Raw genomic sequence first — 13,471 nt, forward strand, 5'->3', positions numbered from 1 at the left:
AAGCCCCGCCCGACCGCGTGCTACCCGCACTCAGCGTGTCCAGGCACCGCTTTATCATGTCCGACCGGTGTTTGCTCCCATCCCGAGCCGCCCCGCGCACAACCCTGATCCATGGGTGTTCGACCAATAATAATCCGCGTCCAAACGCGCAATGACCGTCAGGGATACTGCCATGAGCACCACCTACCAAGAGGCTGCGACCGCCGCCCCGACCAATTCGACCGCCCGCGTCGCCACGGCGAGCATCGTCGGCACCGCCATCGAGTTCTACGACTTCTATATCTACGCCACGGCTGCTGCGCTGGTCATCGGCCCGGTGTTCTTTCCCCAGAGCTCCGGTACGGCGCAGATGCTGGCGTCGTTCCTGACCTTTGGCATCGCCTTTATCGCACGCCCGCTGGGGTCGGCGCTGTTCGGCCATTTCGGCGACCGAATCGGGCGCAAATCCACTCTGGTGGCCTCGCTGCTGTTGATGGGTGTGTGCACCACCTTGATCGGCTTGCTGCCCGGCTATGACAGCATCGGCGCCTGGGCACCGATTCTGTTGTGCGTATTACGCTTCGGCCAGGGCCTGGGCCTTGGCGGGGAATGGGGCGGCGCGGCATTGCTGGCGACCGAGAACGCGCCCAAGGGCAAGCGCGCCTGGTTTGGCATGTTTCCGCAATTGGGCCCATCGATTGGCTTTCTGGCGGCCAACGGTTTATTCCTGATCCTGGCCATGAGCCTGAATGACGAGCAGTTCCGTAGCTGGGGCTGGCGTATTCCGTTCATTCTCAGCGCCGCACTGGTGATGGTGGGCCTGTATGCACGCCTGAAGCTGCATGAAACCCCAGTATTCGCCAACTCCGTAGCCAAAGAAGCACCGGTGAAGGTGCCACTGGTGGAACTGTTCAGCCAACATTGGCTGCCGGTGCTGCTGGGCGCTGCGTCGATGGTGGTGTGCTACGCGCTGTTCTACATCACCACGGCGTTTTCCCTGAGCTACGGCGTTTCCACACTGGGCTACAGCCGCGAGACGTTCCTCGGCTTACTGTGCTTTGCCGTGCTGTTCATGGGCTTGGCGACGCCGCTGGCAGCGCTGGCCAGTGATCGTTATGGACGTAAGCCGGTGCTGATCGTTGGGGCGATCCTGGCGATTCTCTCGGGCTTTACCATGGAGCCACTGCTGACCCACGGCTCGACCTGGGCCGTGGCGCTGTTCCTGGCGTTGGAGCTGTTCTTGATGGGCGTGACCTTCGCGCCGATGGGCGCCCTGCTGCCGGAGTTGTTCCCGACGCGTGTGCGTTATACCGGTGCTTCGGCGGCGTATAACCTGGGTGGGATTGTCGGGGCGTCTGCAGCACCGTTCTTCGCGACCAAGCTGGTGGCGATGGGTGGGCTCAGTTATGTCGGTGGGTATGTGTCGGCGGCAGCGTTGCTGAGTTTGATTGCGGTGCTGTGCCTGAAAGAGACGCGGGATAATGATTTGAACAAGGTCGCCTGATAAACCGCTATCGGGAGCAAGCCCCCTCCCACATTCGACCGCATTCCAAAGGTTATACGCGGTTAAATGTGGGAGGGGGCTTGCTCCCGATGCTTTTAGAGCTCTACAACAACCGCTTGGGAGGCCCGGGTCGCCTTGGCACGAGCCGCTTCAATCGACTCATCCCGCGCCAACGCCACACCCATGCGGCGCTGGCCGTTGACCTCTGGCTTGCCAAACAGACGCAACGCCGTGTCCGGCTCGCTCAATGCAACGCCGAGGTTGGCAAACGCCGTCTGGGTCGACTGCCCTTCCACCAGGATCACCGCCGATGCCGAAGGCCCGAACTGACGGATCAACGGGATCGGCAAGCCCAGGATGGCGCGAGCGTGCAGCGCGAACTGCGACAGGTCCTGAGAAATCAGTGTGACCAAACCGGTGTCATGTGGGCGCGGCGACACTTCGCTGAACCACACCTGATCGCCCTTGATGAACAACTCCACACCAAACAGACCACGGCCGCCCAGGGCTTCGGTTACCGCCTTGGCAACGCGCTCGGATTCGGCCAGGGCGATCGGGCTCATGGCCTGTGGCTGCCAGGACTCCTGATAGTCGCCCTTCTCCTGACGATGGCCAACCGGCGCGCAGAAGGTGGTGCCGCCAATGTGGCGCACGGTCAGCAGAGTGATTTCGTAGTCGAAATCGATAAAGCCTTCGATGATGACTCGACCCTTACCGGCACGCCCGCCTTCCTGCGCGTAATCCCAGGCTTTCTGCACGTCATCAGTGCTGCGCAACAGGCTCTGGCCCTTGCCCGACGAACTCATCACCGGCTTGACCACGCAGGGGAAGCCCAGGTCCTGGACGGCCTTGCTGTAGTCTTCGAAGGTGTCCGCGAAGTGGTACGGCGAGGTCGGCAGGTCCAGTTCTTCGGCGGCCAGGCGACGGATGCCCTCACGGTTCATGGTCAACGACGTGGCGCGGGCGGTCGGGATAACCGTGAAGCCTTCAGCCTCCAGTTCCACCAGAGTGGCGGTGGCGATGGCTTCGATTTCCGGCACGATGAAGTGCGGCTTCTCCGCCTCGATGACTGCACGCAGCGCCGCACCGTCGAGCATGTTGATCACGTGGCTACGGTGCGCCACCTGCATCGCCGGCGCGTTGGCGTAGCGATCCACGGCGATCACTTCAACACCCAGGCGTTGCAGTTCGATCACCACTTCCTTGCCCAGCTCACCGCAGCCACACAGCAAAACGCGGGTCGCGGTTGGCGACAATGGAGTTCCGATTCGGGTCATCTCAGGTCCTCAGGGGAGCGGATCATGGGGAGAAAGGCCGGCATTTTACATGAACTGCAAGAATTGGCCTCAGTTGGCGACGGCACGCTTGCGCAGGCGCCAAGCCATGATCAACCACACCACCGTGACCCCGGCGAACTTCGACACCAACGCCGTGCCCGCCACCGCCGGTGTGAGCGCGCCGATCAAGCCGAAGAAAATAAAGGTGTCGAGGGGAATGCTCAGTGCCGAACTTATCCACAGGCGATCATGCAGCGGGCGTTTGGTGATGCTGAACACCAGCCAGTCGATGCACTCGGACACCGCGAACGCCGTAGCACTGGCCAGGGCGATGGACGGGTCGGAAGTGATATACGACAGCACCAGCGCCGCCAGCATGGCGATGATCGCGCCGTGGCCGAAGCGGGTTTGCACCATGTCGCGAAGGATAAATACCAGGCCACCCCAGGCGGACCAGATGACATCCAGGTGCGGGGCGGTGGAGAAGGCGAAGTTGATCAGCACGACGCTGCTGATGTAGGCGATCAGGAAAAACATGGATGAATGACCTGTGAACAAGGGACACAGGGTACTTCACAATTAGACATATGTCGTCTGGGAGGGCTTCATCGGGGGCAAGCCCCCTCCCACATTTTGATCTGTGAACACATTCAAGTGTGGGAGGGGGCTTGCTCCCGATAGCAATCGATCAGGCACCCGAGCTTTTGGGCGTCATCCATACCAACCCACCCGCCACCGCCCGCTCATGACACAACCCCAACACCACCCGGCGTTCGGCATTATCCATGCGGCCCCAACGCGTAATCTCGTCCACGTTGCGCTGGCAGCCGGTACAGATATCGTCCTCGTCCAGCGCGCAAATATTCACACAGGGCGAGGCTACAGGCCGTTCAACTGCACTCATTCTTCCTGCTCAACCAAGTCTCGGGCATAGCGCTGCGAATTATGCACATAGTGCGCGGCGCTGGCTTCGAGCATACGTTTCTGCGCCTCAGTCAGCTCACGTACCACCTTGCCCGGCGAGCCCATGACCAGCGAGCCATCGGGAATTTCCTTGCCTTCACCGATCAGCGAGTTCGCGCCGATAATGCAGTGCTTGCCAATCTTGGCGCCATTGAGAACCACCGCGTTAATGCCGATCAGGCTGTAGTCGTCGACGCTGCAGCCGTGCAGCATGGCGTTATGGCCGATGGTCACGCCGGTGCCGAGGGTAAGCGGGTAGCCCATGTCGGTGTGCATTACGCTGCCGTCCTGCACGTTGCTGTTCTTGCCGATCAGGATCAGTTCGTTATCGCCGCGCAACACCGCGTTGAACCAGACGTTGGCGCCCTCCTCCAGCTTGACCTTGCCCACCAGCGTGGCATTGGGTGCGACCCAACTGTTGGGATGGGTCTCGACGCGGGCATCGCCCAGGCGGTATTTCATGGTTTTCCCTCACGGCTTGCCATTCATGCGATGGCTTAGATATTGATAAAACTCTTGGGCGGCTGGTGCAGGCTGATCTTGGCGTCGTCATAGAGCAGGTTGATCAGCTCAACAATCATGATCGCCGTCAGGCCCCAGATCTTGTATTCGCCGAATCTGTAGCTTGGCACATACCAACTTCGGCCCTGGTAATCGATCCGGTGGGTATGTTCGCGTGGGTCCTGTCGGAAAAACTCCAGGGGCACACTGAAGACTGCGGCGATTTCGGCGTCGTTGGCCAGGTATTCGACGTAGTCAGGGATCACGCCTACATAGGGCGTTACACGGATGCCGTGCAGGGAAATCAGCGGGCTCAACGGGCCTATGACCTCAACCAGGCCTGGCGGCAGGCCGATTTCTTCTTCGGCTTCGCGCAAGGCGGTAAAGATCAGGTCCGGGTCTTCAGGGTCACGCCGCCCACCAGGAAAGGCCACTTCGCCACCATGGGTCGACAGGCCGCTGGCGCGCAGAGTCAGGATCAGCTCAGGTTCGTCAGTGCGGGTAATCGGCACCAGCACTGCGGCCTCGGGGAAACGCCCGTCAGTTTCCAAGGTGTGAGGGGTGTGATTGCTTACCCGGCGAAGTAGCTCGTCCAGCATGAGTCATCTCGGTCTGTTGGCTACCTTGCATCATGCACCAAAGCGTGCGGGCGCCCAAGCCCAAAACCCGGTGCATGTCGCGAAACGACAACTTGCAGGAACGCCCGGCACCAAGCCAAGATGTGCCCATTCTCCAGGAACCCCAGCATGAATTTCTGCAGCCAGTGCGGTAAACCGGTTACCCAACGTATTCCCGAAGGCGACGCACGCCTGCGTTTTGTGTGTGATCACTGTTCGACCATTCATTACCAGAACCCCAATATCGTCGCCGGCACCGTGCCGGTGTGGGGCGACAAAGTGTTGCTGTGCCGCCGCGCCATCGAGCCACGCCTGGGTTACTGGACCCTGCCCGCAGGTTTTATGGAAAACGGTGAAACCGTCGAACAGGCGGCCATGCGTGAAACCCTGGAAGAAGCCTGCGCCCGCGTGCGCAACCTGAGCATCTATACCCTGATCAATGTGCCGCACATCAGCCAGGTGCATATTTTCTACCGCGCCGAGCTGATCGACCTGGATTTTGCCGCAGGCCCGGAAAGCCTTGAAGTGAAGCTGTTCGATCAAGCTGATATCCCTTGGTCCGAGCTGGCTTTCCGCACGGTCGGGCGTACCTTAGAATGCTTTTTCGCTGACCGTCGCCAACAGGTGTACCCGGTGCGCAGCGAGTCCGTGCCACCGCTGTCCAAGCCCGCCCAATAACAAGCCGGCCGATTGTCGCCAAAGGGATACCGTTTCAATGCGCTGGTTGCTTGCTCTGATCTGCCTGTCGTTCGCCACGCTGTCGCCAGCCACAACCCAAGTCACCCTGGGCGGCAAACCGGTCGAAAAAGTCCTGGTGCTCAAGTCCGCTCATCAGCTGCAATTGATCAACGACGGCAAACCGTTCAAGACCTATCGCATTTCCCTGGGCAAGAACCCCAAGGGCCACAAGCTGATCGAAGGCGACCGCCGTACCCCCGAGGGTTTCTACTGGATCGACTGGCGCAAGACCAGCGACCGCTTCAACCTGGCCATGCACATCTCCTACCCGAACATCAGCGACGCCGCCCGCGCCCGCCGCGAAGGGGTAAAACCGGGCAGCATGATCATGATCCACGGCACGCCCGACACCGAAGACTACCCGGAACAGTGGTTTCACACCCTGGACTGGACCGACGGCTGCATCGGCATGCGCAACGTGGACATGCGCGAAGTCTGGAGCCTGGTCAAAGACGGCACCATGATCGAGATTCGGCCCTGATCCAGGACCGTTCGTAAAATAATTCGAAAATAATTCCTGCCCCAGGCAGCCCGCGCCAGTGAATACCAGTTCACCGAGCGAGCTGCGCATTTGTGCACGCAACAAAGACCTCTCTAATACCACTTGATACCGCGCACCGTTGAGATGCGCTAAAACCGGTACCTGCGCACTTTTGGTAGCATTGACATGGTATTTAAGTGGTATTAATTTCCGGCCATTACCGGGCGACAACACTCCAATAACGCATCGGAAACCTGACAGATGAATCCCATCCTGGCCCTGCGCCCCGACGACAAGCAATCCACGCCGCTGTACCTGCAACTGGCTCGCAGCCTTGAAGCCGCGATCCATGCCGGCCAGTGGAAATCCGAGCAGGCCCTGCCCTCGGAGCGTGCGCTCAGCGAGCAGTTGAGCATCTCGCGGGTCACTGCCCGTAAAGCGCTGGAAGTGTTGCTTGCCCAGGGCCTGATCCGCCGCAGCCAGGGCTCCGGCACCTTTATCACGCCGCGCCTGGAACAACCCTTGTCGCGCTTGTCGGGGTTCAGCGAAATGCTGCGGCTCAAGGGCTTTGTGCCCACCTCCCAGTGGCTGGAGCGCGACATCACCCCGCCGACCCACGAAGAGCTGATCCGCCTGTGCCTGTCACCTACCGACAAAGTGGCGCGCCTCAAGCGTTTGCGCAAAGCCGATGACACGGTGATGGCGATTGAAATGACCGCCATGCCCGCCTCGGTGTTGCCGCACCCGCAAGCCATCGGCAATTCGCTGTACGAATACCTGGAAGGCATCGGCAAGCCCATCGTGCGCGCCCTGCAACATATCCAGGCGATCAACGCCTCGGACGAGTTCGCCAAGCTGGTGGGCATCGCCCCCGGCACCGCCATGCTGCTGATGACCCGCGTGGGCTACACCGCCGACAACACGCCGATTGAAATCACCGACACCTACTGCCGCAACGACTACTACGACTTTGTCGCAGAGCTGCGCCGTCATGACTACTCCGCCGAATTGCGAATTTAGAGAACTGCCCATGTCAGAAGACAATATCCTCACGCCCAACGGCTGGATGCGCGGCCGCCTGGTGCACGAACACGGCAAGGTGGTTGCCATCGAAGGCACGCCTTGCGACCCGGCTGACAACGACCTGCCCTACCTGCTGCCAGGCTTTATCGACCTGCATGTACACGGCGGTGGCGGTGCCGACATCATGGAAGGGGCGCAGGCCTTCGAGACCATTACCCGCACCCACGTGCGTTTTGGGACCACCTCGCTATTGGCCACCACCATGACGGCGCCGGTGGAAGAAATCACCAGCGTCCTCGGTGAACTCGGCAGGTTCTGCGAGCAACGCCCGACAGGCAGCGCCCGGGTACTGGGCGTGCACCTGGAAGGCCCCTACATCAACCCGGGCAAACTCGGCGCCCAACCCAACTTCGCCCACACCGCGTTGATGGCCGAAGTCGAAGACTACCTGCGCCTGGCGCCGATCCGAGTGATCACCATCGCCCCGGAAATCGCCGGCCATGACGGCCTGATCCGCGCCCTCAGCCAACGCGGCGTGCGCATGCAGATCGGCCACACCCTGGGCAGCTATGAAGAAGGCGTCGCCGCCCTCGCCGCCGGCGCCACCAGCTTTACCCATTTGTACAACGCCATGAGCCCGCTGCATCACCGCGAGCCAGGCATCGTCGGCGCCGCGCTGGCCCACGCCCAATACGCCGAGCTGATCCCGGATCTGCTCCATGTGCATCCCGGTGCCATGCGCGTGGCCCTGCGCTCGATCCCATGCCTGTACTGCGTGACCGACTCCACCGCCGCCGCCGGTATGCCCGATGGCGAATACAAGCTGGGCAGCCACACCGTGACCAAATGCCTGGGTGGCGTACGCCTGGCCGACGGCACCCTGGCCGGCAGCACGCTGACCATGGACCAGGCGCTGCGCAACCTGGTGAAAATCGGCCTGCCCATCAGCGAAGCCTCACAACGCCTGTCGCAATTTCCTGCGGACTACCTGGGCCTGGAAGAACGCGGCCGCCTGCAACCCGGCAGCTATGCCGACTGCGTGCGCCTGGACCGCTCCCTGACACTCACCGACGTAATGGTCGAAGGAGAAACCATTGACTTCAAAAATGCTTGAAGAGGCCCTGGCCTCCTGCGACGCCGTTGCGGCACAACTGCAACGCCTGAATCCGCTGCTGGAAGAAGTGGCCGGTCGCCTGCGTCGCCAGCCGCCGCAAGTGGCGATGACCATTGCCCGCGGCAGCTCCGACCACGCCGCCAGCTACTTCGCCTACCTGGCCATGCAGCATGTGGGCATCCCGGTGGCGTCGTTGCCGATGTCGGTGGTGACCCTGTTGCAGGCGCCGATGAAAGTCAGCGGCCAGGTGGCGTTTGGGTTCTCCCAGTCGGGGCAGAGCCCGGACCTGGTCAACAGCCTGCGACTGCTGCGCAAGCGCGGCGCCCTGAGCATCTCGCTGGTGAACGCCGAAGACTCGCCGCTGGAAGCTGCCTGTGAATTCCATGTGCCGTTGTGCGCCGGCCCGGAACAAAGCGTGGCCGCGACCAAGAGCTTTATCGCCACCCTCAGCGCCAGCGCGCAATTGATCGGCTACTGGAACCAGGAAACCGAGTTGCTCCAAGCCTGCCAGGCGCTGCCCGACGGTTTGCGTGAAGCCGCCCGGCAAGATTGGACCCAAGCCATCGAGGCCCTGCGCGACTGCCAGCAATTGATGGTAATCGGCCGCGGCGCCGGGTTTGCAATCGCCCAGGAAGCAGCGCTCAAGCTCAAGGAAACCTCGGCGATCCAGGCCGAAGCCTTCAGCAGCGCCGAGGTACGCCACGGGCCGATGGCCTTGATCGACGAAAACTACCCGCTACTGGTGTTCGCCCCACGCGGCGCCGAGCAGCCCGGCCTGTTGAGCCTGGCCGCCGATATGCGCCAACGCGGCGCCCGGGTGCTGCTGGCCGCACCGGACGATATCGCCGAACGCGACCTGACCCTTAGTCGCGCCGAACACCCGAGCCTGGACCCGATCCTGGCGATCCAGAGCTTCTACGTGATGGCCGCAGGCTTGGCTGAGGCACGGGGCATGGACCCGGACCAGCCGCGCCACCTGAGCAAAGTCACCCGCACGCACTAAAGCGGCGTTTTCCTGATGAGTACCGTGCCCATGCCCAACAACAATAATCCATTGACCTTAAGCGCCCCCTTGAGTGGGCCGGTGCTGGCCCTGAACCGCGTCCCCGACGAAGTGTTCGCCAGCGGCACCATGGGCGACGGGATTGCCATCGACCCGTTGAACGATTGCCTGCATGCGCCCTGTGACGGCGTGATCATCCATGTCGCCCGCACCGGTCATGCATTGACCATCCGCGCCGACAACGGTGCCGAAGTGCTGATGCACGTGGGCATCGACACCGTGGAGCTCAATGGCGAAGGCTTTGCCTTGCTGGTGAAGGATGGCGCACGGGTGAGCGAGGGCCAGCCGTTGGTGCAGTTTGACCTGGACCGCATAGCGCGCCAGTGCAAAAGCCTGGTGAGCCTGATCATCCTGACCAACAGTGACCGCTTCGAACTGCAACCCATCGCGAGCAAGACCGTGAAGCTCGGTGAATCACTGATGCGGATTGCCCTGCGCACATCCGCGCCGGTTCAAACCGCTGTGGATAACTCGGTCGCGCAAGTGAGCGCCACGGTGCGCATCACCCACCGTGGCGGCTTGCATGCGCGCCCTGCCGCGCTGATCCGCAAGACTGCCCAGGGCTTCAGCAGCCAATCGCAGCTGCACTTCGGTGATAAGACCGCGGCTTGCGACAGCCTGATCGGCCTGATGGGGCTGGGTATTGGCGAAGGTGACGAGGTACGGGTGACCTCTCGCGGCAAAGATTGCGAGGCGGCGTTGCAGGCCCTGGTCGCCGCGTTGTCGGTGGCGGTTCACGAGGAACACCACGCACCAGTCGCCGCCACGCCACGCCGGGCGAATACCGAAGCCAATGTGCTGCAAGGCGTATGCGCGGCACCCGGTCTGGTATGTGGGCCATTGTTCCGCCTGACGGGCATCGAACTGCCGCAAGACAGCGGCAATCATAGCGTCGACGAACAACTGCAACGCCTGGATGCCGCCCTTGAGCAAGTGCGCGGCGAAATCCGCAATACGCTGGACCAAGCGCGCCAACGCAAAAACGTCGAAGAAGAAGAGATCTTTGCCGCCCACCTCGCCCTGCTGGAAGACCCGGCATTACTCGACGCAGCCACCGCTGCCATCGAACAAGGCAGCGCCGCCACCCACGCCTGGCGTGATGCGATCCAGGCCCAATGCGCCGTGCTGCTGGCGTTGGGCAAACCACTGTTTGCCGAGCGCGCCAATGACCTGCGAGACCTTCAACAACGGGTGCTGCGTGCGTTGCTGGGTGAAGCCTGGCATTTCGAATTGCCGGCGGGGGCGATTGTCAGTGCCCATGAGCTGACACCTTCGGACTTGCTGCAACTGAGCGCGCAACACGCCGCTGGCATCTGCATGGCCGAAGGCGGTGCGACCTCCCATGTGGCGATTTTGGCCCGGGGCAAAGGCCTGCCGTGTCTCGTCGCCCTGGGCAATGAAGTGCTTGATGTGCCCCAAGGCCAACGGGTAGTGCTCGATGCCGCCAACGGCCGCCTGGAACTGGCCCCCAGTGAAGCGCGCCACGCCGAAGTTCACCAGATTCGCGAAACACAGAAATTACGACGCCAGCAACAACAGGCCCAAGCCCGGCAACCGGCACTCACCACCGATGGCGTGACGGTTGAAGTGGCGGCGAATGTCGCCTCCAGCGCCGAAGCCCAGGTGGCGTTTGACAACGGCGCCGATGGCGTCGGCCTGCTGCGCACTGAATTTCTGTTCGTCGACCGCCGTACCGCGCCGGATGAGCAGGAGCAACGCCAGGCTTATCAGGCCGTGCTGGATGCCATGGGTGACAAGTCGGTGATCATCCGCACCATCGATGTGGGTGGCGACAAGCAGCTCGATTACCTGCCGCTGCCCGTCGAGGCGAACCCGGTGCTGGGCCTGCGCGGTATTCGCATGGCCCAGGTGCGCCCTGAACTGCTCGACCAGCAACTGCGCGCCCTGCTGCAAGTCTCGCCGTTGGCGCGCTGCCGCATCCTGTTGCCGATGGTCAGCGAGGTGGATGAACTGCTGCAGATTCGCCAGCGCCTGGATGAACTGTGCGTGGAGCTGGAGCTGACGCAGCGCCCCGAGCTGGGCGTGATGATCGAAGTGCCCGCCGCCGCGCTGATGGCCGAGCAGTTGGCCGAACACGCGGACTTTTTATCCATCGGCACCAATGACCTGTCCCAGTACACCCTGGCGATGGACCGCGACCACGCAGGCTTGGCCGCCCGCGTTGATGCGCTGCATCCTGCCTTGCTGCGGCTGATCGCCCAAACCTGCACCGGTGCGGCGAAACACGGGCGTTGGGTCGGTGTGTGCGGTGCCTTGGCATCTGACCCACTGGCCACGCCGGTACTGGTCGGCCTGGGGGTCAGCGAACTGTCGGTGAGCCCGCCGCAGATCGGCGAAATCAAGGACCGCGTCCGCCACCTGGACGCGGCGCAATGCCGGCAACTGAGCCTTGAGCTGCTCGACCTGAGCAGCGCCAAGGCCGTTCGCCAAGCCTGTCAACACCACTGGCCGCTGAGCTGAAAACAACAAGAATAGGGAGACACGCCATGTACCAACACTTTATCGAAGGCCTGCAACGCCTGGGCCGCGCGCTGATGCTGCCGATTGCGATCCTGCCAATCGCCGGCCTCTTGCTGCGCCTGGGCGACACCGACTTGCTCAACATCGCGGTGATGCACGATGCCGGGCAGGCGATCTTCGCCAACCTGGCGCTGATCTTCGCCATCGGCATCGCCGTGGGCTTTGCCCGCGACAACAACGGCACCGCCGGCCTGGCCGGGGCGATTGGCTACCTGGTGATGATCTCGACCCTCAAGGTGATGGATACCACCATCAACATGGGCATGCTCGCCGGTATCGCCAGTGGCCTGATGGCGGGCGGGCTGTATAACCGCTTCAAGGACATCAAGCTGCCGGAGTACCTGGCGTTCTTTGGTGGGCGACGCTTTGTGCCGATTGTCACCGGTTTTTCGGCGGTGGGCCTGGGCGTGATCTTCGGTCTGATCTGGCCGCCGATCCAGCACGGCATCAACAGCTTTGGCGTGTTGTTGATGGAAAGCGGCAGCCTGGGTGCGTTCGTGTTTGGCGTGTTCAACCGCCTGCTGATCGTCACTGGCTTGCACCATATCCTCAACAATATGGCGTGGTTCGTGTTCGGCACGTTTACCGACCCGGCAACCGGCGCGGTGGTGACCGGCGACCTGACCCGCTACTTTGCCGGCGACCCCAAAGGCGGCCAGTTCATGACCGGCATGTTCCCGGTGATGCTGTTCGGCCTGCCGGCTGCGTGCCTGGCGATGTACCGCAATGCGTTGCCAGAGCGCCGTAAAGTCATGGGCGGGATCTTTCTGTCGATGGCGCTGACTTCGTTTTTGACCGGGGTGACTGAACCGATTGAATTTGCGTTCATGTTCCTGGCACCGTTCCTGTACCTGATCCATGCCGTGCTGACGGGCCTGTCGATGGCAGTCACCAATATGTTGAATATCCACCTCGGGTTTACCTTCTCCGGTGGGTTTATCGACATGGTGCTGGGTTGGGGCAAGTCCACCAATGGCTGGCTGGTGGTACCGGTGGGCCTGGCCTACTCGGTGATCTACTACACGGTGTTCAGCTACTGCATCCGCCGCTTTAACCTCAAAACACCGGGGCGTGAAGATATCCAGGTGGTGCAGGCTGAAGCGATGAGTGATAACCAGCGTGCCACGGCATATATCCAGGCGCTGGGTGGTGCTGAGAACTTGCTGAGTGTGGGTGCATGCACCACGCGGCTGCGGTTGGACATGGTGGATCGCAACAAGGCGGTGGATGCTGAACTGAAAGCACTGGGCGCCATGGCTGTAGTGCGCCCGGGTAACGGCGGGAGTTTGCAGGTGGTGGTCGGGCCGATGGCCGATAGCATTGCTGATGAAATTCGTTTGGCCATGCCAGGGTTTGTTGCAGCGCCTGTAGCGGTTGCACCTGTGGATAAGCCCGTGACGGTGAATGTGCAGGAGGCCGAGAAATGGCTGAATGCGTTGGGTGGCCGAGAGAATGTGCGCCAACTGGAAGCGGTGGCGATCACTCGGTTGCGGGTGGAGTTGGGGGATGATTCGCGCTTGTCTGAAGCTCAGCTCATTACACTTGGTTGCCAGGGTGTGAGTCAGCTTGAAAGCGGTGTTTGGCACTTGTTAATTGGTGACAAGGCCTCTGGCTTGGGTGAGGCGTTGGAGCGGTTGGTCAGTGAGGTCGGCGCCAGGGTTTAGAGCGGT

13 protein-coding genes are annotated in these 13,471 nt (G+C 61.9%); 8 read left to right on the top strand and 5 right to left on the bottom strand.

What is annotated here, in order from left to right; genetic code table 11:
- Window positions 1–172: 172 nt before the first annotated feature.
- Window positions 173–1,483, top strand: coding sequence for an MFS transporter (locus E4O97_RS23100; protein ID WP_005791128.1), 1,311 nt, complete (start codon window positions 173–175; stop codon window positions 1,481–1,483).
- 95 nt (window positions 1,484–1,578) lie between these two features.
- Here E4O97_RS23100 and purT read toward each other — a convergent pair whose 3' ends face one another.
- The 5 genes from purT to E4O97_RS23125 form a co-directional block, all read right to left on the bottom strand.
- Complete coding sequence (gene purT / locus E4O97_RS23105; RefSeq protein ID WP_068967660.1) at window positions 1,579–2,760, bottom strand: formate-dependent phosphoribosylglycinamide formyltransferase; 1,182 nt, start codon at window positions 2,758–2,760, stop codon at window positions 1,579–1,581.
- 69 nt (window positions 2,761–2,829) lie between these two features.
- On the bottom strand, window positions 2,830–3,297 hold the full coding sequence (locus E4O97_RS23110) for a preQ0 transporter (protein ID WP_078822237.1): 468 nt from the start codon (window positions 3,295–3,297) through the stop codon (window positions 2,830–2,832).
- 151 nt (window positions 3,298–3,448) lie between these two features.
- Window positions 3,449–3,664, bottom strand: coding sequence for a DUF1289 domain-containing protein (locus E4O97_RS23115; RefSeq protein ID WP_078822238.1), 216 nt, complete (start codon window positions 3,662–3,664; stop codon window positions 3,449–3,451).
- Window positions 3,661–4,185, bottom strand: coding sequence for a gamma carbonic anhydrase family protein (locus tag E4O97_RS23120; RefSeq protein ID WP_032879630.1), 525 nt, complete (start codon window positions 4,183–4,185; stop codon window positions 3,661–3,663). Before E4O97_RS23120 ends, E4O97_RS23115 begins: the two co-directional genes overlap by 4 nt.
- 35 nt (window positions 4,186–4,220) lie before the next feature.
- Window positions 4,221–4,823 carry a CoA pyrophosphatase gene (locus tag E4O97_RS23125; protein WP_078822240.1) on the bottom strand — a complete coding sequence of 201 codons (603 nt, stop codon included), beginning with the start codon at window positions 4,821–4,823 and terminating at the stop codon, window positions 4,221–4,223.
- Window positions 4,824–4,970: 147 nt separating this feature from the next.
- Between E4O97_RS23125 and E4O97_RS23130 the strand changes: the two genes are divergently transcribed.
- The 7 genes from E4O97_RS23130 to nagE all read left to right on the top strand — a co-directional run bounded on the left by E4O97_RS23130 (window position 4,971) and on the right by nagE (window position 13,465).
- The gene (locus tag E4O97_RS23130) at window positions 4,971–5,519 is read left to right on the top strand and encodes an NUDIX hydrolase (RefSeq protein ID WP_216092064.1); all 549 of its coding nucleotides are present in this window, start codon (window positions 4,971–4,973) and stop codon (window positions 5,517–5,519) included.
- 37 nt (window positions 5,520–5,556) lie between these two features.
- On the top strand, window positions 5,557–6,060 hold the full coding sequence (locus tag E4O97_RS23135) for a L,D-transpeptidase family protein (protein WP_078822242.1): 504 nt from the start codon (window positions 5,557–5,559) through the stop codon (window positions 6,058–6,060).
- 261 nt (window positions 6,061–6,321) lie between these two features.
- A complete protein-coding gene (locus tag E4O97_RS23140; protein ID WP_005791139.1) occupies window positions 6,322–7,080 on the top strand; it encodes a GntR family transcriptional regulator in 759 nt (252 codons plus the stop codon).
- 10 nt (window positions 7,081–7,090) lie between these two features.
- Window positions 7,091–8,197 (top strand): N-acetylglucosamine-6-phosphate deacetylase, encoded by a 1,107-nt coding sequence (gene nagA / locus E4O97_RS23145; protein ID WP_216092065.1) that lies wholly within the window; start codon window positions 7,091–7,093, stop codon window positions 8,195–8,197.
- On the top strand, window positions 8,178–9,200 hold the full coding sequence (locus tag E4O97_RS23150) for an SIS domain-containing protein (protein ID WP_103734892.1): 1,023 nt from the start codon (window positions 8,178–8,180) through the stop codon (window positions 9,198–9,200). Before nagA ends, E4O97_RS23150 begins: the two co-directional genes overlap by 20 nt.
- Window positions 9,201–9,230: 30 nt before the next feature.
- Window positions 9,231–11,741: a phosphoenolpyruvate--protein phosphotransferase gene (ptsP, locus tag E4O97_RS23155; protein ID WP_248162368.1), complete on the top strand. Its 2,511-nt coding sequence runs from the start codon at window positions 9,231–9,233 to the stop codon at window positions 11,739–11,741.
- Between the two features lie 26 nt (window positions 11,742–11,767).
- Window positions 11,768–13,465 (top strand): N-acetylglucosamine-specific PTS transporter subunit IIBC, encoded by a 1,698-nt coding sequence (gene nagE, locus E4O97_RS23160; protein ID WP_248162347.1) that lies wholly within the window; start codon window positions 11,768–11,770, stop codon window positions 13,463–13,465.
- Window positions 13,466–13,471: the final 6 nt, after the last annotated feature.

Source organism: Pseudomonas sp. W15Feb34, assembly GCF_023127765.1.
GTDB lineage: Bacteria > Pseudomonadota > Gammaproteobacteria > Pseudomonadales > Pseudomonadaceae > Aquipseudomonas > Aquipseudomonas synxantha_A.